Origin of the sequence: Mycobacterium sp. E3305, assembly GCF_001666785.1 — a bacterium.
In the GTDB taxonomy this organism is placed as follows: Bacteria; Actinomycetota; Actinomycetes; order Mycobacteriales; family Mycobacteriaceae; genus Mycobacterium.
In genome coordinates, this window is sequence record NZ_LZJA01000010.1 from 23,577 (window position 1) to 46,872 (window position 23,296).

The window sequence follows — 23,296 nt, forward strand, 5'->3', positions numbered from 1 at the left end:
CACAGATTGCCGGTCCGTCGGACGCCGTTTCGATCGGGTCGGCTGAGGACTCGCGTCGGGTGATACCCCTTGGGTGGATCCACTGTGACGTGCGATACGCTCGGCGGGCCACCGATCAGTCGGTCGGGGGACTCCCGCTCTACCAACTTGGGATTGAGGTGCTGCAGTGACGACACCAGCGCAGGACGCGCCGTTGGTGTTCCCCTCTGTTGCGTTCCGACCGGTCCGCCTGTTGGTGCTCAGCATCGCCGTCACCGCGGCGGCCGTCGTCGCCGCCGGACTGACCGGTCACCTCATGGTCGGGGTGTTCTTCGGCGTCGGGTTGCTGCTTGGTTTGCTCAATGCCCTTCTGGTGCGTCGTTCCGTCGCGTCGATCACCGCCAAAGAGCATCCGATGAAAAGCACGATGGCGCTGAATTCGGCCACCCGGCTGGCCGTCATCACCGTCATCGGGCTGGTCATCGCCTACATCTTCCGGCCCGCGGGCCTGGGCGTCGTGTTCGGCTTGGCGCTGTTCCAGATCTTGCTGGTGGCATCGACGGCTCTTCCGGTCTGGAAGAAGCTGCGCGCCGGCGACTGGGCAGACGACGCGGGCGGCGCGCTGGCGGGATCGGAAGGAACGGAAGGAAAGAACGGCACCGATGACTGAGACGACGTTCCTGGCCGCCGCGATCGAGGTTGGCGAGCACAACCAAGCCAAGTGGCTCGGGTTGACCGTCAACACCGACACGATCCTGTCGACCGCGATCGCCGCGGTGATCGTCCTGGCGCTTGCCTTCTTCCTGCGCGCGAAGATCACGTCGACCGGCGTCCCCAGCGGTGTGCAGTTGTTCTGGGAAGCCATCACCGTCCAGATGCGCGATCAGATCGAGAGTGCGGTCGGGATGCGGATCGCGCCATTCGTATTGCCTTTGGCCGTCACCATTTTCGTGTTCATTCTGATCTCCAACTGGCTGTCGGTGCTTCCGCTGCAATACACCGACAAGTCCGGGCACACCACCGAGTTGCTGAAGTCCGCGGCCGCAGACATCAATTACGTTCTGGCCCTGGCGCTGTTCGTGTTCGTCTGCTACCACGTGGCGGGCATCTGGCGCCGCGGCATCGTCGGCCACCCGCTCGCCGTGCTCAAGGGCCACGTGGCGTTCCTGGCGCCGATCAACCTGGTCGAAGAGCTCGCCAAACCGATCTCGTTGTCGCTCCGACTTTTCGGCAACATCTTCGCCGGCGGCATCCTGGTCGCGCTGATCGCGCTCTTCCCCCCGTACATCATGTGGGCGCCCAACGCGATCTGGAAGGCTTTCGACCTCTTCGTCGGGGCGATCCAGGCGTTCATCTTCTCGATCTTGACGATCCTCTACTTCAGCCAAGCCATGGAGATCGAGGAGCATCATGACTGAGACCATCATGTATTGCTTTGTCCCACACACCATTACAGAGGCCTGGTAGACCACTACCAGCTATCAAGGAGGATAAGAATGGCTCTGGACCCCCAAGTCGCTGCCGCTGCGCTCATCGGCGGTGGACTCATCATGGGCGGTGGCGCGATCGGCGCCGGTATCGGTGACGGTATTGCCGGTAACGCGCTGGTCTCCGGCATCGCCCGCCAGCCCGAGGCGCAAGGTCGGCTGTTCACGCCGTTCTTCATCACCGTTGGTCTGGTCGAGGCCGCGTACTTCATCAACCTGGCCTTCATGGCGCTGTTCGTCTTCGCCACACCCGTCGGCACCTAATTCGCTGTGATGGGTGACGCGAGTCTGAGCGTTCTGGCATCCAGCCAGGTGATGGCCGAGGGAGGCAACAACTTCCTCGTTCCCAACGGCACGTTCTTCTTTGTGCTGGCCATCTTCCTGATCGTGCTGGCCGTCATCGGCACCTTCGTGGTGCCGCCGGTCATGCGGGTGTTGCGCGAGCGCGACAACATGGTTGCCAAGACGGCCGCCGACAACAAGAAGGCGACCGAGCAGTTCGACGCCGCCAAGGCTGACTATGAGGAAGCCCTGACGGAGGCCCGGGTCCAGGCGTCGTCGTTGCGCGACAACGCCCGCGCCGAAGGCCGTAAGGTGGTCGAAGACGCGCGCGCCCGTGCCGAGCAGCAGGTGATGTCGACGTTGCAAATGGCATCCGAGCAATTGAAGCGGGAAAGAGACGCCGTGGAACTGGATTTGCGCGCCAACGTGGCGGGCATGTCGGCGAAGCTGGCCAGCCGGATCCTCGGCGTCGAGGTGGCCCCGGCCACCACGGCCGCGTCCGCAACCGGGAAATCTGGACGGTAATCGCGCATGTCGACTTTCATCGGGCAGTTGATCGGATTCGCGGCCATCGTGCTTCTGGTCGTGCGGTACGTCGTGCCGCCGGTGCGTCGTCTGATGGCTGCTCGCCAGGAGGCCGTGCGCCAGCAGCTGAAAGACTCTGCGGCAGCGGCGGATCGGCTGAAAGAGTCGACCACGGCCCATAGCAACGCCGTGGAATCCGCCAAGTCCGAAGCCGAACGGCTCGTCGAAGAAGCCCAAACCGACGCCGGGCGCATCGCCGAGCAGTTCCGGATCCAGGCCGACTCGGAATCCGAACGCATCACCACGCAGGGCGGCCGCCAGGTCGAACTGCTGCGGACACAGCTCAGCCGCCAGCTCCGCCTGGAACTCGGCCACGAGGCGGTACGCCAGGCGGGCGAGTTGGTGCGGAACTATGTCGCGGACCCGGAACAGCAGTCCGGCACCGTCGATCGGTTCCTGGACGACCTCGAAGCGATGGCCCCGGCGCCCGCCGAGGTCGAGTACCCACTGTTGGCAAAGATGCGCTCCGCCAGTCGGGTGGCAGTGGCCGGCCTGGCGGAGCGGTTCGGCGACATCGCCAAAAACCTTGACAACAAAGCGCTTTCTACCCTCTCGTCGGAGCTTGTTTCGGTCGCCGAAATGCTGGACCGGGAGATCGTCGTCACCCGGTACTTGACCGTGCCCGCCGAGGACGCGGCCCCCCGCGTCCGGCTGATCGAGCGGCTGGTCTCCGGCAAGGTTTCCGACGCCACGCTCGACGTCCTGCGTCTGGCCGTGTCGGAACGCTGGTCGGCCAACTCCGATCTGGGCGACGCGATCGAGCACATCTCGCGGCAGGCGTTGCTCGAAGTCGCCGAACGGGAGAACAAGGTCGACGACGTCGAAGACCAGCTCTTCCGGTTCGCCCGCATCCTGGACGCGCAGCCGCGACTCGCCATCCTGTTTGGCGACTACGGCGTGCCCGTGGAAGGCCGGATCGACCTGCTGCGCAAGGTGCTTGACAGCGCCAGCGGCAGGGTCGACCCGATCGTCGTGGCGCTGCTGACCCAGACCGTCCAACTGCTGCGGGGCGAGTCGGCCGAGGAGGCCATCCAGTTCTTGGCGAAAGTCGCGGTGGCACGCCGCGGCGAGATCGTCGCGCAGGTCAGTGCGGCCGCCGAACTCAGCGACGCCCAGCGGTCTCGCCTCACCGACGTGCTCGGCCGCATCTACGGCCATCCGGTGACGGTGCAGCTGCAGACCTCCGAGGAGCTGCTGGGCGGCCTGCTCATCTCCGTGGCGGACGAAGTGATTGACGGGACACTCGCTTCGCGCCTCGCCGCTGCCCAGGCCCAATTGCCCGACTGACCCAACCACTCCCCATAACCACACGCGAACCACGATCAAGTAGGAAGACGAAAAGCCATGGCCGAGTTGACAATCTCCGCTGATGACATCCAGAGCGCCATCGAGGAGTACGTAGGCTCTTTCACCTCCGACACCTCCCGCGAAGAGGTCGGCACCGTCGTCGAGGCCGGGGACGGCATCGCGCACGTCGAAGGCCTGCCCTCCGTCATGACCCAGGAACTGCTCGAGTTCCCGGGTGGGGTCCTGGGCGTCGCGCTGAACCTCGACGAGCACAGCGTCGGCGCGGTGATCCTGGGTGACTTCGAGAAAATCGAAGAGGGCCAACAGGTCAAGCGCACCGGCGAGGTGCTGTCCGTTCCCGTCGGCGACGCCTTCCTGGGGCGCGTCGTCAACCCACTCGGTCACCCCATCGACGGTCGCGGAGACATCGACACCGACATTCGCCGCGCGCTGGAGATCCAGGCGCCGTCGGTGGTGCAGCGGCAAAGCGTGAGCGAGCCGCTGCAGACCGGCATCAAGGCCATCGACGCGATGACCCCGATCGGTCGCGGCCAGCGGCAGCTGATCATCGGCGACCGCAAGACCGGCAAGACCGCCGTCTGCGTCGACACCATCCTCAACCAGCGCGAGAACTGGGAGAGCGGCGACGAGAAGAAGCAGGTCCGCTGCGTGTACGTGGCGATCGGCCAGAAGGGCACCACGATCGCCTCGGTCCGGCGGGCGCTCGAAGAGGGCGGCGCGATGGACTACACCACCATCGTCGCGGCCCCGGCTTCCGACTCCGCCGGCTTCAAATGGCTTGCGCCGTACACCGGTTCGGCGATCGCCCAGCACTGGATGTACGACGGCAAGCACGTGCTGATCGTGTTCGACGACCTGAGCAAGCAGGCGGAGGCGTACCGCGCGATCTCGCTGCTGCTGCGCCGTCCGCCGGGCCGCGAGGCCTACCCCGGTGACGTGTTCTACCTGCACTCGCGCCTGCTGGAGCGCTGCGCGAAGCTTTCCGATGACCTCGGGGGCGGCTCGCTTACCGGTCTGCCGATCATCGAGACGAAGGCCAACGACATCTCGGCCTACATCCCGACCAACGTCATCTCGATCACCGACGGGCAGTGCTTCCTGGAATCCGATCTGTTCAACCAGGGTGTGCGTCCCGCCATCAACGTCGGTGTGTCGGTGTCCCGCGTGGGTGGTGCGGCTCAGATCAAGGCCATGAAAGAGGTCGCCGGCTCGCTGCGTCTGGACCTGTCGCAGTACCGCGAGCTGGAATCGTTCGCGGCCTTCGCCTCGGACCTGGACGCGACGTCGAAGGCGCAGCTCGAGCGCGGCGAACGGCTGGTCGAGCTGCTCAAGCAGCCGCAGTACCAGCCGATGCCCGTTGAGGAGCAGGTGGTTTCGATCTTCCTGGGTACCGGCGGTCACCTGGACTCGGTGCCCGTGGAGGACGTCAGGCGCTTCGAAACCGAACTGCTGGACCACATGCGGGCCTCGGAAGAGAACTTCCTGGCCGGCGTCCGCGACAGCGGCAAGCTCTCCGAAGAGGGCGAGAACCAGCTGACCGAGATCATCAACAACTTCAAGAAGGGCTTCGCGGCCACCGGCGGCGGCTCGGTGGTGCCCGACGAGCACGTCGAGCCCCTGGACGAAGAAGACCTCGAAAAGGAGTCGGTCCAGGTCAAGAAGGAGAAGCCGAAGGACAAGAAGGACGCCAAGAGCGGCTCCGGCAAGGACAAGAAGTAGCTAACAATGGCTGCCACACTTCGCGAACTACGCGGCCGGATTCGCTCGGCGGGGTCGATCAAGAAGATCACCAAGGCCCAGGAGATGATCGCGACGTCGCGCATCGGCAAGGCGCAGGCCCGGCTCGAAGCGGCCAGGCCCTACGCCTTTCAGATCACCTCGATGCTGACCACGCTGTCGTCCGAAGCCGCCCTGGACCACCCGTTGTTGGTCGAACGGGAAGAACCCAAGCGGGCCGGCGTCCTGGTGGTGTCCTCCGATCGTGGGCTGTGCGGCGCCTACAACTCGAGCATCTTCCGCCGGTCCGAGGAGCTGTTCTCCCTGTTGAGGGAGGAAGGCAAGACCCCGGTCGTATACACGGTTGGCCGGAAGGCGCAGAACTACTTCAAGTTCCGCAACTGGGACATCACCGACTCGTGGACCGGCTTCTCCGAGCAACCCAAGTACGAGAACGCCGCGGAGATCGCCGAAACCCTGGTCGAGACGTTCATGAAGGGCGCCGGTGACGACGAGTCGGCCGACGATCAGGGCGTCGACGAACTGCACATCGTCTACTCGGAATTCAAATCGATGATGTCGCAGGCCGCGGTGGCCCACCGCATCGCTCCGCTGGTCGTCGAGTACGTCGAGGACACCGAGGAACTGCACACGTTGTACTCGTTCGAGCCGGACGCGACAACGCTTTTCGAGTCGCTGCTGCCGCGGTACGTGACGACCCGCGTCTACGCCGCGCTGCTCGAATCGGCGGCGTCGGAGCTCGCGTCGCGCCAGCGGGCGATGAAGTCCGCGACCGACAACGCGGATGACCTGATCAAGGAACTGACGCTGATGGCGAACCGCGAGCGGCAGGCTCAGATCACCCAAGAGATCAGCGAAATCGTCGGTGGTGCAAACGCACTCGCCGACGCTCAGTAGCACACGAGGAAGAGAAGAAGAATATGGCTGCTACTACTGGAACCGCAGAGAAGACCGACAAGTCCACCAAGTCCGAGACCAGCGGCCGCGTGGTGCGGATCACCGGCCCCGTGGTCGACGTCGAGTTCCCGCGTGGATCCGTACCGGAACTGTTCAACGCCCTCAACGCGGAGATCACGTTCGAGGAACTCAAGAAGACGCTCACGTTGGAGGTCGCACAGCACCTCGGCGACAACCTGGTCCGCACGATCTCGTTGCAGCCCACCGACGGGCTGGTCCGTGGCGTCGAGGTGACCGACAGCGGTAAGCCGATCTCGGTGCCGGTCGGCCAGGACGTCAAGGGCCACGTCTTCAATGCGCTGGGCGACTGCCTGGACAAGCCGGGATACGGCGAGGACTTCGAGCACTGGTCGATCCACCGCAAGCCGCCGGCCTTCGAGGAGCTCGAGCCCCGCACCGAGATGCTCGAGACCGGGTTGAAGGTCGTCGACCTGCTCACCCCGTACGTGCGTGGCGGCAAGATCGCGCTGTTCGGCGGTGCCGGCGTGGGCAAGACCGTGCTGATCCAGGAGATGATCAACCGTATCGCCCGGAACTTCGGTGGTACTTCGGTTTTCGCCGGCGTCGGCGAGCGCACCCGCGAGGGCAACGACCTGTGGGTCGAGCTCAAAGAGGCCGACGTGCTCAAGGACACCGCGCTGGTGTTCGGTCAGATGGACGAGCCGCCCGGCACCCGTATGCGGGTGGCCCTGTCGGCGCTGACGATGGCCGAGTGGTTCCGCGACGAGGCCGGCCAGGACGTGCTGCTGTTCATCGACAACATCTTCCGGTTCACCCAGGCCGGATCCGAGGTCTCCACGCTGCTCGGCCGGATGCCGTCCGCGGTGGGTTACCAGCCCACGCTCGCCGATGAAATGGGTGAGCTGCAGGAGCGCATCACCTCGACGCGGGGCCGCTCGATCACCTCGATGCAGGCCGTCTACGTGCCCGCCGACGACTACACCGACCCCGCGCCGGCAACCACGTTCGCCCACCTGGACGCGACCACCGAGCTGTCGCGTTCGGTGTTCTCCAAGGGCATCTTCCCGGCGGTGGACCCGCTGGCGTCGAGCTCGACCATCCTGGACCCGAGTGTGGTCGGCGACGAGCACTACCGCGTCGCTCAGGAAGTCATCCGAATCCTGCAGCGGTACAAGGACCTTCAGGACATCATCGCCATCCTCGGTATCGACGAGTTGTCCGAAGAGGACAAGCAGCTGGTGCAGCGCGCGCGGCGCATCGAGCGGTTCCTCTCGCAGAACATGATGGCGGCCGAGCAGTTCACCGGCCAGCCGGGTTCCACCGTGCCGCTGAAGGAGACCATCGAGGCGTTCGACCGACTGTCCAAGGGCGACTTCGACCACATCCCCGAACAGGCCTTCTTCCTGATCGGCGGCCTGGACGACCTGGCCAAGAAGGCCGAAGGCTTCGGCGCCAAGTTGGACTCCTGAGGACCGAGCGCTAAGGCTCTGAAAGGCTCTGTGGCATGGCCGAATTGAACGTCGAGATAGTCGCCGTCGACCGCAAGATCTGGTCGGGTGAGGCAACGTTCTTGTTCACCCGCACCACCGTCGGCGAGATCGGCATCCTGCCCCGGCACATCCCGGTCGTGGCCCAGTTGGTCGACGACGCGATGGTGCGCGTCGAGCGCGAAGGCGAAGACGATCTGCGGGTCGCCATCGAAGGCGGGTTCCTGTCGGTCACCGAGGAGACGGTGACCGTGTTGGCCGAGTCCGCCGCGTTCGAGTCCGAGATCGACGAAAGCGCCGCCAGGGAGGATTCGGAGTCCGACGACCCCCGGATCGCGGCGCGGGGGCGCGGCAGGTTGCGCGCCGTCGGCGCGATCGACTAGCCGCCTCGGACAAGACGATGAGCGCGCCCATGGTCGGCATGGTCGTGCTCGTTGTCGTCCTGGCGGGCGCGGTTGTCGCGCTGAGCTATCGGTTGTGGAAGCTGCGCCAGGGCGGCACCGCGGGGATCATGCGCGACATTCCCGCGGTCGGGGGCCACGGCTGGCGGCACGGCGTGATTCGTTACCGCGGCGGTGAGGCCGCGTTCTACCGGCTCTCCAGCCTGCGGCTGTGGCCGGACCGGCGGCTCAGCCGCAGGGGAGTGGAGATCGTGGCGCGGCGCGCACCGCGCGGGGACGAGTTCGACATCATGACCGACGAGATCGTCGTGGTGGAGCTGCGTGACACGACGCAGGACCGCAGGACCGGCTACGAGATCGCCCTGGACAAGGGCGCTTTGACGGCGTTCCTGTCGTGGCTGGAGTCCCGCCCGTCGCCGCGCGCCCGTCGTCGCAGCGTCTAGGGTTTGGCGCCAAGCTAACTCGCGCTGGGCGCGCCGCCACCGGGTTTCCAGAGCACGTCGCCGTTGGGGTTCGCCGCGCGCGCGAGGATGAAAAGTAGATCCGAAAGGCGGTTCAGGTACTTCGCCGGCAGGACGTTGACCTGCTGCGGCGCGGCGTCGATGGCCGCCCACGCCGACCGTTCCGCGCGACGGACGATCGTGCGGGCGACGTGCAGCAGCGCCGAAAGCGGCGAACCACCAGGCAGCACAAAGGAATTCAGCGCCGGCAGCTTCTCGTTATATTTGTCACACCAGCCCTCGAGCCGGTCGATGTAGGGCTGGGTGACCCGAAGCGGGGGATGCTCGGGGTTCTGCACCACCGGCGTCGACAGGTCCGCGCCGGCGTCGAACAGGTCGTTCTGGATCTGCCGCAGCACGCCTGCGATTTCCTCGTCGGGCTCACCCAGGGCGATCGCCACCCCGATCGCCGAGTTCGCCTCGTCACAATCCGCGTAGGCGACCAGGCGGGGATCGTTCTTGGAGACCCGCGAAAAGTCGCTCAACCCCGTCGTGCCGTCGTCACCGGTCCGGGTATAGATGCGGGTCAGGTGTATCGCCATGAGCAAGACGGTACTGCGGTGCGCGGCGGCGCCGTGGCTCGGCTCACGCCTTGACTCGCCCCTCGCCGCTTCGCGGCTAGGGGTGCCCCCACCTCGCTCCGCCGCGCGGAGCGCATCATCGTCACGCGGGCTGACTGACAACCCGATACCGCTTCACTAGACTGACGCGGGTGGCAGAGCGATTCGTGGTGACCGGCGGCAACCGGTTGTCCGGCGAAGTCGCAGTGGGGGGCGCCAAGAACAGCGTGCTCAAGCTGATGGCTGCGGCGCTGTTGGCCGAAGGCACCAGCACCATCACCAACTGCCCCGACATCCTCGATGTGCCGTTGATGGCCGAGGTGTTGCGCGGCCTGGGCGCCACCGTCGAGCTCGACGGCGACGTCGCCCGGATCACCTCACCCGACGAGCCGAAGTACGACGCGGACTTTGCCGCGGTGCGACAGTTCCGGGCGTCGGTCTGCGTGCTCGGGCCGCTGGTCGGCCGCTGCAAGCGGGCCCGGGTCGCGCTGCCGGGTGGTGACGCGATCGGGTCCAGGCCGCTGGACATGCATCAGGCGGGGCTGCGCCAGCTGGGCGCCCAATGCAACATCGAGCACGGCTGCGTCGTCGCCCAGGCCGACACGTTGCGCGGTGCGGAGATCCAGCTCGAGTTCCCGTCGGTGGGCGCCACCGAAAACATCCTGATGGCCGCCGTGCTGGCCGAGGGCGTCACGACGATTCACAACGCCGCGCGCGAACCCGACGTCGTGGACCTGTGCACGATGTTGAATCAGATGGGCGCGCAGGTCGAAGGTGCCGGTTCGCCGACGATGACCATCACCGGCGTCCCGCGGCTACACCCCACCGAGCATCGCGTGATCGGGGACCGCATCGTCGCCGCCACCTGGGGTATCGCCGCCGCCATGACCAGGGGCGACATCTCGGTGACGGGCGTCGACCCGGCCCACCTTCAGGTGGTGCTGCACAAGCTGCACGACGCCGGCGCGACGGTCACCCAAACGGACAACAGCTTTCGGATCACCCAGTACGAGCGGCCCAAGGCCGTCAACGTCGCGACCCTGCCGTTCCCCGGATTTCCCACCGACCTGCAGCCGATGGCGATCGCGCTGGCGTCGATCGCCGACGGGACGTCGATGATCACGGAAAACGTCTTCGAGGCGCGTTTCCGTTTCGTCGAAGAAATGATCCGGCTGGGTGCCGACGCGCGCACGGACGGCCACCACGCGGTCGTGCGAGGCCTGCCGCAATTGTCCAGCGCCCCGGTGTGGTGTTCCGATATCCGCGCCGGCGCCGGCCTGGTGTTGGCGGGGCTCGTCGCCGACGGTGACACCGAGGTTCACGACGTCTTCCACATCGATCGCGGCTACCCGTTGTTCGTCGAAAACCTGGCGATTTTGGGAGCGGAGATCGAGCGGGTAGAGTAACCAAAGTCAGTGCCCCGCAGGGGCGGTCGCCACACCAGGCGACCGACACCCCGGGCGCTTGACTCCCTCGCTGGATTGGTACTAGCCTGGCATGGCTGCTCCCGAAACGGTCTTCCGAAGACCAAAACTGGGAGTTGACTCCACTGCCGGACTTGTATTAAGCTGGCAGGGTTGCCCCAAAACGGGCGAAACAAGTGTTGTTTGAGAACTCAATAGTGTGTTTGGTCTTTTTATTTGTTGTTGTTTTTTTGGCCATACCTAGCACTCCCCGTGTGTGGGTATGGCAATTTTTGATGCCAGTTATTTGGTGTCTTTTTGTTAGGTCAGATTTTCTCTGATTTGAAATTCACCTCGTTCTGCGAGGAGATTTTGTTTGGAGAGTTTGATCCTGGCTCAGGACGAACGCTGGCGGCGTGCTTAACACATGCAAGTCGAACGGAAAGGCCTCTTCGGAGGTACTCGAGTGGCGAACGGGTGAGTAACACGTGGGCAATCTGCCCTGCACTTCGGGATAAGCCTGGGAAACTGGGTCTAATACCGGATAGGACCACTTGGCGCATGCCTTGTGGTGGAAAGCTTTGCGGTGTGGGATGGGCCCGCGGCCTATCAGCTTGTTGGTGGGGTGATGGCCTACCAAGGCGACGACGGGTAGCCGGCCTGAGAGGGTGTCCGGCCACACTGGGACTGAGATACGGCCCAGACTCCTACGGGAGGCAGCAGTGGGGAATATTGCACAATGGGCGCAAGCCTGATGCAGCGACGCCGCGTGGGGGATGACGGCCTTCGGGTTGTAAACCTCTTTCACCATCGACGAAGGCTCACTTTGTGAGTTGACGGTAGGTGGAGAAGAAGCACCGGCCAACTACGTGCCAGCAGCCGCGGTAATACGTAGGGTGCGAGCGTTGTCCGGAATTACTGGGCGTAAAGAGCTCGTAGGTGGTTTGTCGCGTTGTTCGTGAAATCTCACGGCTTAACTGTGAGCGTGCGGGCGATACGGGCAGACTAGAGTACTGCAGGGGAGACTGGAATTCCTGGTGTAGCGGTGGAATGCGCAGATATCAGGAGGAACACCGGTGGCGAAGGCGGGTCTCTGGGCAGTAACTGACGCTGAGGAGCGAAAGCGTGGGGAGCGAACAGGATTAGATACCCTGGTAGTCCACGCCGTAAACGGTGGGTACTAGGTGTGGGTTTCCTTCCTTGGGATCCGTGCCGTAGCTAACGCATTAAGTACCCCGCCTGGGGAGTACGGCCGCAAGGCTAAAACTCAAAGGAATTGACGGGGGCCCGCACAAGCGGCGGAGCATGTGGATTAATTCGATGCAACGCGAAGAACCTTACCTGGGTTTGACATGCACAGGACGCGTCTAGAGATAGGCGTTCCCTTGTGGCCTGTGTGCAGGTGGTGCATGGCTGTCGTCAGCTCGTGTCGTGAGATGTTGGGTTAAGTCCCGCAACGAGCGCAACCCTTGTCTCATGTTGCCAGCGGGTAATGCCGGGGACTCGTGAGAGACTGCCGGGGTCAACTCGGAGGAAGGTGGGGATGACGTCAAGTCATCATGCCCCTTATGTCCAGGGCTTCACACATGCTACAATGGCCGGTACAAAGGGCTGCGATGCCGCAAGGTTAAGCGAATCCTTTTAAAGCCGGTCTCAGTTCGGATCGGGGTCTGCAACTCGACCCCGTGAAGTCGGAGTCGCTAGTAATCGCAGATCAGCAACGCTGCGGTGAATACGTTCCCGGGCCTTGTACACACCGCCCGTCACGTCATGAAAGTCGGTAACACCCGAAGCCAGTGGCCTAACCCTTGGGAGGGAGCTGTCGAAGGTGGGATCGGCGATTGGGACGAAGTCGTAACAAGGTAGCCGTACCGGAAGGTGCGGCTGGATCACCTCCTTTCTAAGGAGCACCACGAAAAGCACTCCAATTGGTGGGGTGCGAGCCGTGAGGGGTTCTCGCCTGTAGTGGGCGGGGGCCGGGTGCACAACAGCAAATGATTGCCAGACACACTATTGGGCCCTGAGACAACACTCGGCCAGTCCGTGTGGTGTCCCTCCATCTTGGTGGTGGGGTGTGGTGTTTGAGTATTGGATAGTGGTTGCGAGCATCTAGACGGATGCGTTGCCGGCAACGGTGGCGTGTTCGTCAAAATGTGTAATTTCTTTTAAAACTCTTGTGTGTAAGTAAGTGTCTAAGGGCGCATGGTGGATGCCTTGGCATCGAGAGCCGATGAAGGACGTGGGAGGCTGCGATATGCCTCGGGGAGCTGTCAACCGAGCATTGATCCGAGGATTTCCGAATGGGGAAACCCAGCACGAGTCATGTCGTGTTACCCGTATCTGAATATATAGGGTGCGGGAGGTAACGCGGGGAAGTGAAACATCTCAGTACCCGTAGGAGAAGAAAACAATTGTGATTCCGTCAGTAGTGGCGAGCGAACGCGGAACAGGCTAAACCGCATGCATGGATAACCGGGTAGGGGTTGTGTGTGCGGGGTTGTGGGATTGATATGTCTCAGCTCTACCTGGCTGAGGGGTAGTCAGAAAGTGTCGTGGTTAGCGGAAGTGGCCTGGGACGGCCCGCCGTAGACGGTGAAAGCCCGGTACGCGAAAACCCGGCACCTGCCTTATATTAACACCCGAGTAGCAGCGGGCCCGTGGAATCTGCTGTGAATCTGCCGGGACCACCCGGTAAGCCTAAATACTTCTCGATGACCGATAGCGGATTAGTACCGTGAGGGAATGGTGAAAAGTACCCCGGGAGGGGAGTGAAAGAGTACCTGAAACCGTGTGCCTACAATCCGTCAGAGCCTCCTTGTGGGGTGATGGCGTGCCTTTTGAAGAATGAGCCTGCGAGTCAGGGACACGTCGCGAGGTTAACCCGTGCGGGGTAGCCGCAGCGAAAGCGAGTCTGAATAGGGCGCATCCCCTTTGGGGTGTAGTGGCGTGTTCTGGACCCGAAGCGGAGTGATCTACCCATGGCCAGGGTGAAGCGCGGGTAAGACCGCGTGGAGGCCCGAACCCACTTAGGTTGAAGACTGAGGGGATGAGCTGTGGGTAGGGGTGAAAGGCCAATCAAACTCCGTGATAGCTGGTTCTCCCCGAAATGCATTTAGGTGCAGCGTTACGTGTTTCACCACGGAGGTAGAGCTACTGGATGGCCGATGGGCCCTACTAGGTTACTGACGTCAGCCAAACTCCGAATGCCGTGGTGTATAGCGTGGCAGTGAGACGGCGGGGGATAAGCTCCGTACGTCGAGAGGGAAACAGCCCAGATCGCCGGCTAAGGCCCCTAAGCGTGTGCTAAGTGGAAAAGGATGTGCAGTCGCAGAGACAACCAGGAGGTTGGCTTAGAAGCAGCCACCCTTGAAAGAGTGCGTAATAGCTCACTGGTCAAGTGATTGTGCGCCGATAATGTAGCGGGGCTCAAGCACACCGCCGAAGCCGCGGCAACCGCAAGGTTGGGTAGGGGAGCGTCCCCCATGCAGCGAAGCCACCGGGTAACCGTGTGGTGGAGTTTGGGGGAGTGAGAATGCAGGCATGAGTAGCGATAAGGCAAGTGAGAACCTTGCCCGCCGTAAGACCAAGGGTTCCTGGGCCAGGCCAGTCCGCCCAGGGTGAGTCGGGACCTAAGGCGAGGCCGACAGGCGTAGTCGATGGACAACGGGTTGATATTCCCGTACCCGTGTGTGGGCGTCCCTGACGAATCAGCGGTACTAACCACCCAAATGGTGGTCTATCAATCCCTTCGGGGTGCGAGGATCGCCGGCTGCGTGGGACCTTCGCTGGTAGTAGTCAAGCAATGGGGTGACGCAGGAAGGTAGCCGTACCAGTCAGTGGTAATACTGGGGCAAGCCTGTAGGGAGAGCGATAGGCAAATCCGTCGCTCATTAATCCTGAGAGGTGATGCATAGCCGGTTGAGGTGAATTCGGTGATCCTCTGCTGCCAAGAAAAGCCTCTAGCGAGCACACACACGGCCCGTACCCCAAACCGACACAGGTGGTCAGGTAGAGCATACCAAGGCGTACGAGATAACTATGGTTAAGGAACTCGGCAAAATGCCCCCGTAACTTCGGGAGAAGGGGGGCCGGAATACCGTGAACACCCTTGCGGTGGGAGCGGGATTCGGCCGCAGAAACCAGTGGGTAGCGACTGTTTACTAAAAACACAGGTCCGTGCGAAGTCGCAAGACGATGTATACGGACTGACGCCTGCCCGGTGCTGGAAGGTTAAGAGGACCCGTTAACCGTAAGGTGAAGCGGAGAATTTAAGCCCCAGTAAACGGCGGTGGTAACTATAACCATCCTAAGGTAGCGAAATTCCTTGTCGGGTAAGTTCCGACCTGCACGAATGGCGTAACGACTTCCCAACTGTCTCAACCATAGACTCGGCGAAATTGCACTACGAGTAAAGATGCTCGTTACGCGCGGCAGGACGAAAAGACCCCGGGACCTTCACTACAACTTGGTATTGGTGTTCGGTACGGTTTGTGTAGGATAGGTGGGAGACTATGAAGCAGTTACGCCAGTAATTGTGGAGTCGTTGTTGAAATACCACTCTGATCGTATTGGACACCTAACGTCGAACCCTTATCGGGTTCACGGACAGTGCCTGGCGGGTAGTTTAACTGGGGCGGTTGCCTCCTAAAATGTAACGGAGGCGCCCAAAGGTTCCCTCAACCTGGACGGCAATCAGGTGTTGAGTGTAAGTGCACAAGGGAGCTTGACTGCGAGACTTACAAGTCAAGCAGGGACGAAAGTCGGGACTAGTGATCCGGCACCCCCGAGTGGAAGGGGTGTCGCTCAACGGATAAAAGGTACCCCGGGGATAACAGGCTGATCTTCCCCAAGAGTCCATATCGACGGGATGGTTTGGCACCTCGATGTCGGCTCGTCGCATCCTGGGGCTGGAGCAGGTCCCAAGGGTTGGGCTGTTCGCCCATTAAAGCGGCACGCGAGCTGGGTTTAGAACGTCGTGAGACAGTTCGGTCTCTATCCGCCGCGCGCGTCAGAAACTTGAGGAAACCTGTCCCTAGTACGAGAGGACCGGGACGGACGAACCTCTGGTATACCAGTTGTCCCACCAGGGGCACCGCTGGATAGCCACGTTCGGACAGGATAACCGCTGAAAGCATCTAAGCGGGAAACCTTCTCCAAGATCAGGTTTCTCACCCTTTTAGAGGGATAAGGCCCCCCGCAGACCACGGGATCGATAGGCCAGACCTGGAAGCTCAGTAATGAGTGCAGGGAACTGGCACTAACCGGCCGAAAACTTACCAACACACAATCGCAACCACTAGTTCAGTCCCAGCGGCTATTGTCGTCGGGCGCTCTGAACACCACACCCCCCACCGAAACCAAATTTAAATAGAGTTACGGCGGCCACAGCGACAGGGAAACGCCCGGTCCCATTCCGAACCCGGAAGCTAAGCCTGTCAGCGCCGATGATACTGCCCCTCCGGGTGGAAAAGTAGGACACCGCCGAACATACACAAAAACACCCCCGGCAACGGGGGTGTTTTTGCATTTCTCGGTACGGCGCATTCCTAGTCGAACAATGTCAAGGCCGCATTCACCGACGCGCGTTTCTTCTCCAATGCGAGCAGCGTTCGCTTGCGGTCGAGCCCGCCGCCGTAGCCGGTCAGGCTCCCATTGGCGCCGATGACACGGTGACAAGGGACGACGATCGCGATGGGATTGTGGCCGTTCGCCAATCCCACGGCGCGCGCGGAGCCCGGGGCGCCGATCTGTTCCGCGATCTCTCCGTAGGACCTGGTTTCGCCGTAAGGAATTGTCTGAAGGGCCTTCCACACGCGCCGCTGGAATTCGGAGCCGCGCAACTCGAAGTCGAAATCGAACTCGGTGAGTTCGCCGGCGAAATATGCGTTCAGTTGGTCGGTGGCCTCGTTGAACGCCGTGGCGTTCGGTGCCCAGCCGGTTCGGCTGGGCTCGTAAGTCTGGTCGACCATCCGAAGCATCGTCAGAACCGAGTCCTGACCGGCGAGGGTCAGCGGCCCGATCGGGCTGTCGATGGTGCGGTACTCGATCATGCTGTCTCCTTCTGGGGCTCCTGTGGTGGCCATTGGTTAACCGGATGCTCGAGGGTGGTCCAGAGGTACTGGGTGGCGTAGGAGCGCCAGGGGCGCCACCGGGCGCCGTGCCCGATCAGGGCCCGTTCGTCGGTCGGTAAGCCCAATTGCCTGGCGGCCATCCGAAGCCCAAGGTCGGTGGCGGGGAAGGCATCCGGGTCACCGAGCCCACGCATCGCGATCACCTCCGCGGTCCATGGGCCGACTCCGGGCACCTCCAGCAATTGTCTGCGGGCGGCCTCCCAGTCGCTGCCGCTGTCGAGGACGATACTGCCGTCGGTGAGGGCGGCGACCAATGCGCTCAGGGTCCGTCGCCGGGTCTTGGGGACCGCCAAGTGGATGGGGTCGATCTCCGCGAGTTGCTCCACGGACGGGAAGGTGTGGGTCAGCCCGCCGTCGGGGTCGGCGATCGGCCGGCCGTAGGCCGCGACCAGGCGGCCGGCGTGGGTTCTGGCCGCCTTGGTCGACACCTGCTGGCCCAGGACTGCGCGCACGGCGAGCTCGGCCGCGTCCACGGTGCGTGGAATGCGTTGTCCGGGGGCCTTTCCCACGACCGGACGCAGGTGCGGGTCGCCGGACAGTGCGTCGTCCACCGCCTCGGGATCGGCGTCGAGATCCAGCAGTCGCCTGCAGCGGGCGATCGCCGTCGTCAGGTCGCGAAAGTCGTCGAGCACCAGCACGCAGCGGACGTGATCGACGGCCGGTGTCAGGGTGGTGACGGCGCTGCCGAACGGGAGACGCAGGCTCCGTCGATATGCGCCGCCGCGGATCTCCTCACAACCGGGCACGGTGCCGGCGGCCAGGTGGCCGAAGACGCCCTCGTAGGCGAACGGGGTGCGGACCGGCAGTCGCAGGCACACGGCCCCCGGCGAAGCGGTGCCGGTCCCGGCCCGCCCCGCCGCCCGCCGGCGCAGCTCCCTCGGGGTGCTCTCGAAGACAGAGCGCACCGTGTCGTTGAACTGCCGGATGCTGGAGAACCCCGACGCGAACGCGATGTCGCCGAATGGCAGGTCCGTGGTCTCGACAAGCAGCCGGGCCGTCTGCGCCCGCTGGGCGCGGGCCAGCGCGAGCGGGCCGGCGCCGACCTCGGCCTGCAACAGCCTCTCCAGCTGGCGGGTGGTGTAGCCGAGGTGCGCCGCCAGGCCGCCGACGCCTTCGCGGTCCACGGTGCCGTCGGCGATGAGACGCATCGTCCGGGCGACGACGTCGCCCCGGACATTCCATTCCGGTGACCCGGGCGAAGCGTCGGGCCGGCACCGCTTACACGCCCGGAATCCGGCCCGCTGGGCGGCGGCCGCGGTCGGGTAGAAGCGCACGTTGCGGGCGAACGGCGGCCGAACCGGGCAACTGGGCCGGCAATAGATGCGGGTGGTCAGCACCGCCGTGACGAACCAGCCGTCGAACCGGGCGTCCTTGGACTGGACGGCGCGGTAGCAGCGTTCGAAGTCGTCGTGCACGCTTCTAAGACTTACACCCGCCCGGTGACAAAACTGGCGGAAAAGCGACATGGCAGTGGGAGCCCACCTAGGGGCCGTCGTGCCGCACGGCCGCGGCGGCGGCGATGAAGTCGCGGGCCGGGCGGGACAGCGGCCGGCCCGAGTCCCAGATCATCCCCACGTCGCGGTACGCGTCGGCGTCGGCCAGTGGCAGCACGCTCAACCCCGCCGCGGATTCGCTGCCGTCGATGGGCATCAGGCCGACACCCAGCCCGGCGGCCACCAGGCCCGCGGTCGTGGTGAGGTTCGCCGCCTCCAGCACGATCCGCGGCTGGAATTGTGCCGCGGCGCAGAGCTCGTCGAGCAGCCGTCGCATGCCGAACCCGGGGTGCATGGCCACGACGGGCTCGTCCGCGAGATCGGTCATGGACACCGCGGCATCGCCCTCGAATCGGTGACCACGTGGCACGGCGACACCGAGCCGCTGCCGAAACAGGCTGCGCCAGGCGAGAGTTGGCCGCCGTGGCCGCGGGGACACCACCCCGACGTCGACGCGCCCGGCCAGCACCAGCTCGCCGATCGATTCGGCGGCGCCCTCCTCGAGCGCGAAGGCCACGCGGGGTGAGGATTCCTTGAACCGGGCGATCAGGCGCGGCACCACCGTCGCCCCGAACGAGCCGAGGAAGCCCACCCGGATCTCGCTGACGGCCGGGTTGGCCAGGTCGTCAATCGCGCGCCTGGCCGAGTCGAGCTCCAGCTGCGCGCGTCGGGCATGCTCGTAGAAGATCCGGCCATACGTGTTGAGTGACAGGCGTTTGCCGCGACGATCGAACAGCGCCACGCCCAGCCGCCGTTCCAGACGCGCGAGCATCCGGGTGAGCGTCGGCTGGGCCACGCGAAGCTGTTCGGCGGCCGCCGTGACGTGTTCCAGCTCCGCAAGTGTGACGAACCACTCGTAGTCGTCGCCCGCCACGCGCACCATCCTCGACTTATGTCTTTGGAGCATATTAAACCTGCGAATAATTCATTTCCTTCGCTTTGCGTCGGCGCGCAGGATTGAGGGCATGCCCCAAGGCCCCTCCACCGCCGTAGCGCACCGAGCCGGAACCCGCGGGTACCGGCGGCTGACCGCGGCGCTCTGCGGTGCAGGTCTGGCCAGCTTCGCCGCGATGTACTGCACCCAGGCGCTGCTGCCAGCGCTTTCGGCGTCGTATCGGATCGGTCCGGCCGCGGCGGCGCTCACGGTATCGCTGACCACGGGGATGCTGGCCGTCTGCATCATTCCCGCCAGCGTCCTGTCCGAGCGCTACGGCCGCATCACCGTGATGTTGACCTCGGGGTTGGCGTCCAGCGTGATCGCGCTCCTGCTGCCGTTCAGTCCGACGCTCGGCGTGCTGCTCGTCGGCCGCGCCGCGCAGGGCGCCGCGCTGGCCGGGATACCCGCCGTCGCGATGGCGTTCCTCGCCGAGGAGGTGCACGCCTCGTCGCTCGGGTCGGCGATGGGCCGCTACATCGCCGGAACGACGGTCGGCGGGCTGGCCGGACGCCTCGTCCCGTCGTTGGTCATCGAGGCGAGCGATTGGCGGGTCGCACTGCTGGTGTGCTCCCTGACGACACTGGCCGGCACGGTGGTCTTCGCCGCCCTGGTGCCGCGGTCTCAGTTCTTCGACCCGAAGGAGACGAGCGTGCGGGCCAGCATCCGGAACCTCGCCGCGCATCTGCGAAACCCGTTGCTGCTGAAGCTGTTCGCGGTGGGGTTCGTGTTGATGGGTGGATTCGTGACCGTGTACAACTACCTTGGCTACCGATTGACCGGGCGGCCGTTCGGCCTGGCGCCGTCAGCAGTCGGCCTGCTGTTCCTGCTGTACCTGGTCGGCACCTGGACGTCGGTGGCGGCCGGGCGGCTCGCCGACCGCAGGGGACGCCCACTCGTGCTGCGGGCCGCCCTGCCGGTCACGCTGACGGGCCTGCTGCTCACCGTGCCGCACGCCCTGCCCGCGATCGTGGTGGGGGTCGGCGTCTTCACGGGTGGTTTCTTCGCCGCGCACACCGTGGCCAGCGGCTGGGTGGGCGCGGTGGCACAACGCGACCGCGCGGAGGCGTCGGCGCTGTATTTGTTCAGCTACTACTTGGGCGGGTCAGTGGCCGGTGCGATCGGCGGCGTCGTGTACGCGGTCGGCGGCTGGCCGGCGACGGTCGGTTTCGTCGGCGGGCTGCTGGTGGCCGGCTCATGCCTGGTGGCGCTGTTGGTGCGGGAGGGCGACCCCCGCACCAACAACCACCTCGTTGCGGCCTTGGCGGCCGCTGACTGATGCGCCCGGTAGGCGGCTAGGGGCCGGGAGGGGTCCCGACGCAGACGCCGCCGGCGCAGGCCCCCGCGCCGCCGGGTCCGGCGGACGCACCGGCGCCCGGCACACCCGCGCTCGCGCCACCGGGGCCCGCGCCGGCGCCCGAGCCACCCGGGCCGGCCGTCGTGGCGCCCCCGGGTCCGGTCTCGGGACCGCCGCCCGGGCCGGCCGGAGTCGTCGCCGCCGGTGCCGTCGTGGTGACGCTGGCGGGCGTGGTGACGGAGGTGGTGACGGTCGAGGTCGAAGTCGTCGGGTTCTTGTTGTCTTTGCCCGAGCCGCAGCCCGCGGTCAACGAACTCAAGGCGATCGCCGCGGCGATCCCCGCGGCGAGGGAAGCACGCCGCGCAGTTCCACTAGCCATGTCAACACCAATCTCTGAAAGGGGCGATGTCCTTAGTCCCCTTACCCACTCGGGTCGGAAATCAATCCATCAGGCCGGCGGGTCGGCGGGCGTGGCGAGCCGGGTGGGCTGCTCATACCCGCGAAGAGTCACGGTTTCGCCCAAAGTCCAACGGCCGCGCTCGTTCTCGCTCGCGCCTTCGAGGGCATCGGCCGTCGCCAGCAGTCGACCCGGGTACGACTTGGCGAGTTCGCAGAGGCGGGCCGCCTCGTTGACCGGACCGCCGATTACGGTGTACTCGAAGCGTTCCCGGGCGCCGACGTTGCCGGCCACCACCTGCCCGGCCGCCACGCCGATACCGGCTTGGCACTGCGGCATTTCGTCGACGAGCCGCTCGGCGATGGCGCGCGCCGCGGCCAGCGCCTGGTCTTCCGGGCGGTCCAGATGGTTCGGGGCCCCGAAGATGGCCAGGGTCGCGTCCCCCTCGAACTTGTTGACCAGACCGCAGTGTCGGTCCACTTCCTCGACAACGATGCCGAAGAATTGATTGAGCACCGAAACGACTTCCGCCGGAGGCCGGCTGGTCACCAGTTGGGTGGAACCGACGATGTCGATGAATACGACTGCTACATGGCGTTCTTCGCCGCCCAGCTTCGGTCGCTCGCGTTCGGCGGCCAGGGCGACCTCGCGTCCGACGTGCCGGCCGAACAGGTCGCGAACCCGTTCGCGTTCGCGCAGCCCGTCCACCATCGCGTTGAAACCGCGTTGCAGCTCACCGAGTTCGGTGCCGTCGAAAACGACGAGGTCGCCCCGCAGATCGCCGCGCTCGACCCGGCGCAACGCCGTGCGGACCACGCGCACCGGAGTTGCGGTGAGCCAGGCCAGAATCCACATCAACAGGCAACCGAAGATGAGCGTGGCGATCGAGACGATCAGCACACCGACGGCGAATTGCGTTTCGGTCAGATTGCGCATCAAGGCTTGAAAGCCCGCCAGGAAGCCGATGCCGAGAACGGGCAGGCCCGAGCCGAGGAACCAGACCACCATGGTCCGGCCCATGATCCCCGAGGCGAATCGACGCGGTGGTGGCCCCGCTTCGAGCGCCTGAGCCGCCGCCGGGCGCAGCGCGAACTCTGCCAGCAGATAACTGCCGGTGGCCACCAAGATCCCGCAGATGCCCACCGCGATGAGGAAGCGCGGGATGAAGAGCGTGTTGACTAGGCCATAGAGCGTGGTCAGCACCACCGCCCCGACACCCCACAGGATGAGATCGAAGCGGGCGATTCGCCATGGGGCCAGGAACGTGTTTCGTTCGTCTTCCCGGTTCGGCGCGCGCTCCTCGATCGCCCAGCGGAGCGATACGACGGTCCTGCGGGTGATCCAGTAGGTGCCCACCGCCAGCGCCAGCGCGATGTAGGCCGGTGATGCCGCGAAGGTTATCCACCATGGCGCGTCAAACACACTCGGTTGCGGGATGGCGACGGTCACCAGGAGCAGGGCGACGCCGATGCCGATCAGGTTGGCGCCCAGCACCAGTACAGTCAGGATGACCTGGATGCGGACGCGGCGACGTGCCTGGCTTTCTGACACCCGCCCCAACAGCAGGGAGCCGTACGCCGGGGTCTCCGGTAGCCGGCCGCTCTGACGCGTGACCGTCTCGAGCACCCGCCCGATGCGTTTCGCCAAGCTCTGCGTGGCCGACATGGTGGCGCCAGCCTAATTTGTCGGCCACGCTCTAAGGTGAGTCGGGTGCGTCTAGTGATCGCCCAGTGCACTGTGGACTACGTCGGCCGGCTCACCGCGCATCTTCCCTCGGCCCGCAGGCTGCTGCTGTTCAAGGCCGACGGATCGGTCAGCGTGCATGCCGATGACCGCGCCTACAAACCGCTGAACTGGATGAGCCCGCCGTGCTGGCTGACCGAGGAGCCGGGTGAGCAGGCCCCCGTGTGGGTGGTGCAGAACAAGGCCGGCGAACAGCTGCGGATCACCGTCGAGGATGTCGAGCACGACTCCAGCCACGACCTGGGCGTCGATCCCGGGCTGGTCAAGGACGGGGTCGAAGCCCATCTGCAGGCGTTGCTCGCCGAGCATGTGCACCTGCTCGGCGAGGGGTACACGCTGGTTCGTCGCGAATACATGACCGCCATCGGGCCCGTCGACCTGCTCTGCCGTGACGAACAGGGCGGTTCGGTGGCGGTGGAGATCAAGCGGCGCGGCGAGATCGACGGGGTCGAACAGCTCACCAGATACCTCGAGCTGCTCAACCGCGACAGCGTGCTCGCGCCGGTGAAGGGCGTGTTCGCGGCCCAGCAGATCAAGCCACAGGCGCGCACACTGGCCATCGACCGTGGGATCCGTTGTATCACACTGGATTACGACAAGATGCGCGGGATGGACAGCGACGAATACCGGCTGTTCTGAGCCTCCCGGCTAGGC

General features: G+C 64.7%; 19 protein-coding genes and 3 rRNA genes. 16 read left to right on the forward strand and 6 right to left on the reverse strand.

All coding sequences use genetic code 11. The features are described 5' to 3' along the window. The first annotated feature begins 166 nt into the window (after positions 1 to 166). From A5701_RS01330 to A5701_RS01375, 10 genes are all read left to right on the forward strand, one after another. The gene (locus A5701_RS01330; protein ID WP_067747714.1) at positions 167 to 649 is read left to right on the forward strand and encodes an ATP synthase subunit I; all 483 of its coding nucleotides are present in this window, start codon (positions 167 to 169) and stop codon (positions 647 to 649) included. After that, positions 642 to 1,397: a F0F1 ATP synthase subunit A gene (atpB, locus tag A5701_RS01335; RefSeq protein ID WP_067281249.1), complete on the forward strand. Its 756-nt coding sequence runs from the start codon at positions 642 to 644 to the stop codon at positions 1,395 to 1,397. Before A5701_RS01330 ends, atpB begins: the two co-directional genes overlap by 8 nt. 84 nt (positions 1,398 to 1,481) lie before the next feature. Then, a complete protein-coding gene (locus tag A5701_RS01340; protein ID WP_024636915.1) occupies positions 1,482 to 1,730 on the forward strand; it encodes a F0F1 ATP synthase subunit C in 249 nt (82 codons plus the stop codon). A gap of 9 nt (positions 1,731 to 1,739) precedes the next feature. Beyond that, the gene (locus A5701_RS01345) at positions 1,740 to 2,273 is read left to right on the forward strand and encodes a F0F1 ATP synthase subunit B (protein WP_067747716.1); all 534 of its coding nucleotides are present in this window, start codon (positions 1,740 to 1,742) and stop codon (positions 2,271 to 2,273) included. Positions 2,274 to 2,279: 6 nt separating this feature from the next. After that, complete coding sequence (locus A5701_RS01350) at positions 2,280 to 3,620, forward strand: F0F1 ATP synthase subunit B/delta (protein ID WP_067747718.1); 1,341 nt, start codon at positions 2,280 to 2,282, stop codon at positions 3,618 to 3,620. Positions 3,621 to 3,677: 57 nt separating this feature from the next. Then, positions 3,678 to 5,360, forward strand: coding sequence for a F0F1 ATP synthase subunit alpha (gene atpA / locus A5701_RS01355; RefSeq protein WP_067747720.1), 1,683 nt, complete (start codon positions 3,678 to 3,680; stop codon positions 5,358 to 5,360). A gap of 6 nt (positions 5,361 to 5,366) precedes the next feature. Beyond that, positions 5,367 to 6,275, forward strand: coding sequence for a F0F1 ATP synthase subunit gamma (locus tag A5701_RS01360; RefSeq protein WP_067747722.1), 909 nt, complete (start codon positions 5,367 to 5,369; stop codon positions 6,273 to 6,275). Between the two features lie 23 nt (positions 6,276 to 6,298). Beyond that, a complete protein-coding gene (atpD, locus tag A5701_RS01365; protein ID WP_067747724.1) occupies positions 6,299 to 7,765 on the forward strand; it encodes a F0F1 ATP synthase subunit beta in 1,467 nt (488 codons plus the stop codon). A gap of 35 nt (positions 7,766 to 7,800) precedes the next feature. Next, on the forward strand, positions 7,801 to 8,166 hold the full coding sequence (locus A5701_RS01370; protein WP_067747732.1) for a F0F1 ATP synthase subunit epsilon: 366 nt from the start codon (positions 7,801 to 7,803) through the stop codon (positions 8,164 to 8,166). A 17-nt stretch (positions 8,167 to 8,183) separates the two neighbouring features. Next, positions 8,184 to 8,627, forward strand: a complete 444-nt coding sequence (locus A5701_RS01375) for a DUF2550 domain-containing protein (protein ID WP_067747734.1) — start codon at positions 8,184 to 8,186, stop codon at positions 8,625 to 8,627. 14 nt (positions 8,628 to 8,641) lie between these two features. On the opposite strand, the gene A5701_RS01380 is transcribed toward A5701_RS01375, so the two are convergent. After that, positions 8,642 to 9,226, reverse strand: coding sequence for a cob(I)yrinic acid a,c-diamide adenosyltransferase (locus tag A5701_RS01380; protein WP_067747737.1), 585 nt, complete (start codon positions 9,224 to 9,226; stop codon positions 8,642 to 8,644). A 170-nt stretch (positions 9,227 to 9,396) separates the two neighbouring features. On the opposite strand from A5701_RS01380, the gene murA reads away from it, so the two are divergent. From murA to rrf, 4 genes are all read left to right on the forward strand, one after another. Next, positions 9,397 to 10,650, forward strand: coding sequence for a UDP-N-acetylglucosamine 1-carboxyvinyltransferase (gene murA / locus A5701_RS01385; protein ID WP_067281208.1), 1,254 nt, complete (start codon positions 9,397 to 9,399; stop codon positions 10,648 to 10,650). A gap of 370 nt (positions 10,651 to 11,020) precedes the next feature. Continuing rightward, positions 11,021 to 12,547: ribosomal RNA gene (locus A5701_RS01390) — 16S ribosomal RNA — on the forward strand. Positions 12,548 to 12,829: 282 nt separating this feature from the next. Next, positions 12,830 to 15,928, forward strand: a 23S ribosomal RNA gene (locus tag A5701_RS01395). Between the two features lie 93 nt (positions 15,929 to 16,021). Further along, a 5S ribosomal RNA gene (gene rrf / locus A5701_RS01400) occupies positions 16,022 to 16,134 on the forward strand. The 16S, 23S and 5S rRNA genes sit together here, the layout of an rRNA operon. Positions 16,135 to 16,193: 59 nt before the next feature. Here rrf and A5701_RS01405 read toward each other — a convergent pair. The 3 genes from A5701_RS01405 to A5701_RS01415 all read right to left on the reverse strand — a co-directional run bounded on the left by A5701_RS01405 (position 16,194) and on the right by A5701_RS01415 (position 19,145). After that, the gene (locus A5701_RS01405) at positions 16,194 to 16,697 is read right to left on the reverse strand and encodes a methylated-DNA--[protein]-cysteine S-methyltransferase (RefSeq protein ID WP_067747740.1); all 504 of its coding nucleotides are present in this window, start codon (positions 16,695 to 16,697) and stop codon (positions 16,194 to 16,196) included. After that, complete coding sequence (locus A5701_RS01410) at positions 16,694 to 18,193, reverse strand: DNA-3-methyladenine glycosylase 2 family protein (RefSeq protein WP_067747742.1); 1,500 nt, start codon at positions 18,191 to 18,193, stop codon at positions 16,694 to 16,696. The genes A5701_RS01405 and A5701_RS01410 overlap by 4 nt, the downstream gene beginning before the upstream one ends. Positions 18,194 to 18,260: 67 nt before the next feature. After that, positions 18,261 to 19,145 carry a LysR family transcriptional regulator gene (locus tag A5701_RS01415; RefSeq protein WP_197499004.1) on the reverse strand — a complete coding sequence of 295 codons (885 nt, stop codon included), beginning with the start codon at positions 19,143 to 19,145 and terminating at the stop codon, positions 18,261 to 18,263. A gap of 91 nt (positions 19,146 to 19,236) precedes the next feature. Between A5701_RS01415 and A5701_RS01420 the strand changes: the two genes are divergently transcribed. Further along, positions 19,237 to 20,484, forward strand: coding sequence for an MFS transporter (locus tag A5701_RS01420; protein WP_067747746.1), 1,248 nt, complete (start codon positions 19,237 to 19,239; stop codon positions 20,482 to 20,484). Positions 20,485 to 20,500: 16 nt separating this feature from the next. Here the strand turns inward: A5701_RS01420 and A5701_RS01425 are convergent, their stop codons facing one another. Together A5701_RS01425 and A5701_RS01430 are read right to left on the reverse strand one after the other, a co-directional pair. After that, positions 20,501 to 20,881 carry a hypothetical protein gene (locus tag A5701_RS01425; protein ID WP_067747749.1) on the reverse strand — a complete coding sequence of 127 codons (381 nt, stop codon included), beginning with the start codon at positions 20,879 to 20,881 and terminating at the stop codon, positions 20,501 to 20,503. Between the two features lie 69 nt (positions 20,882 to 20,950). Continuing rightward, positions 20,951 to 22,564, reverse strand: a complete 1,614-nt coding sequence (locus A5701_RS01430; RefSeq protein WP_067747751.1) for an adenylate/guanylate cyclase domain-containing protein — start codon at positions 22,562 to 22,564, stop codon at positions 20,951 to 20,953. 45 nt (positions 22,565 to 22,609) lie between these two features. Between A5701_RS01430 and nucS the strand changes: the two genes are divergently transcribed. Continuing rightward, positions 22,610 to 23,281 carry an endonuclease NucS gene (gene nucS, locus A5701_RS01435; RefSeq protein WP_067747753.1) on the forward strand — a complete coding sequence of 224 codons (672 nt, stop codon included), beginning with the start codon at positions 22,610 to 22,612 and terminating at the stop codon, positions 23,279 to 23,281. Positions 23,282 to 23,296 lie beyond the last annotated feature (15 nt).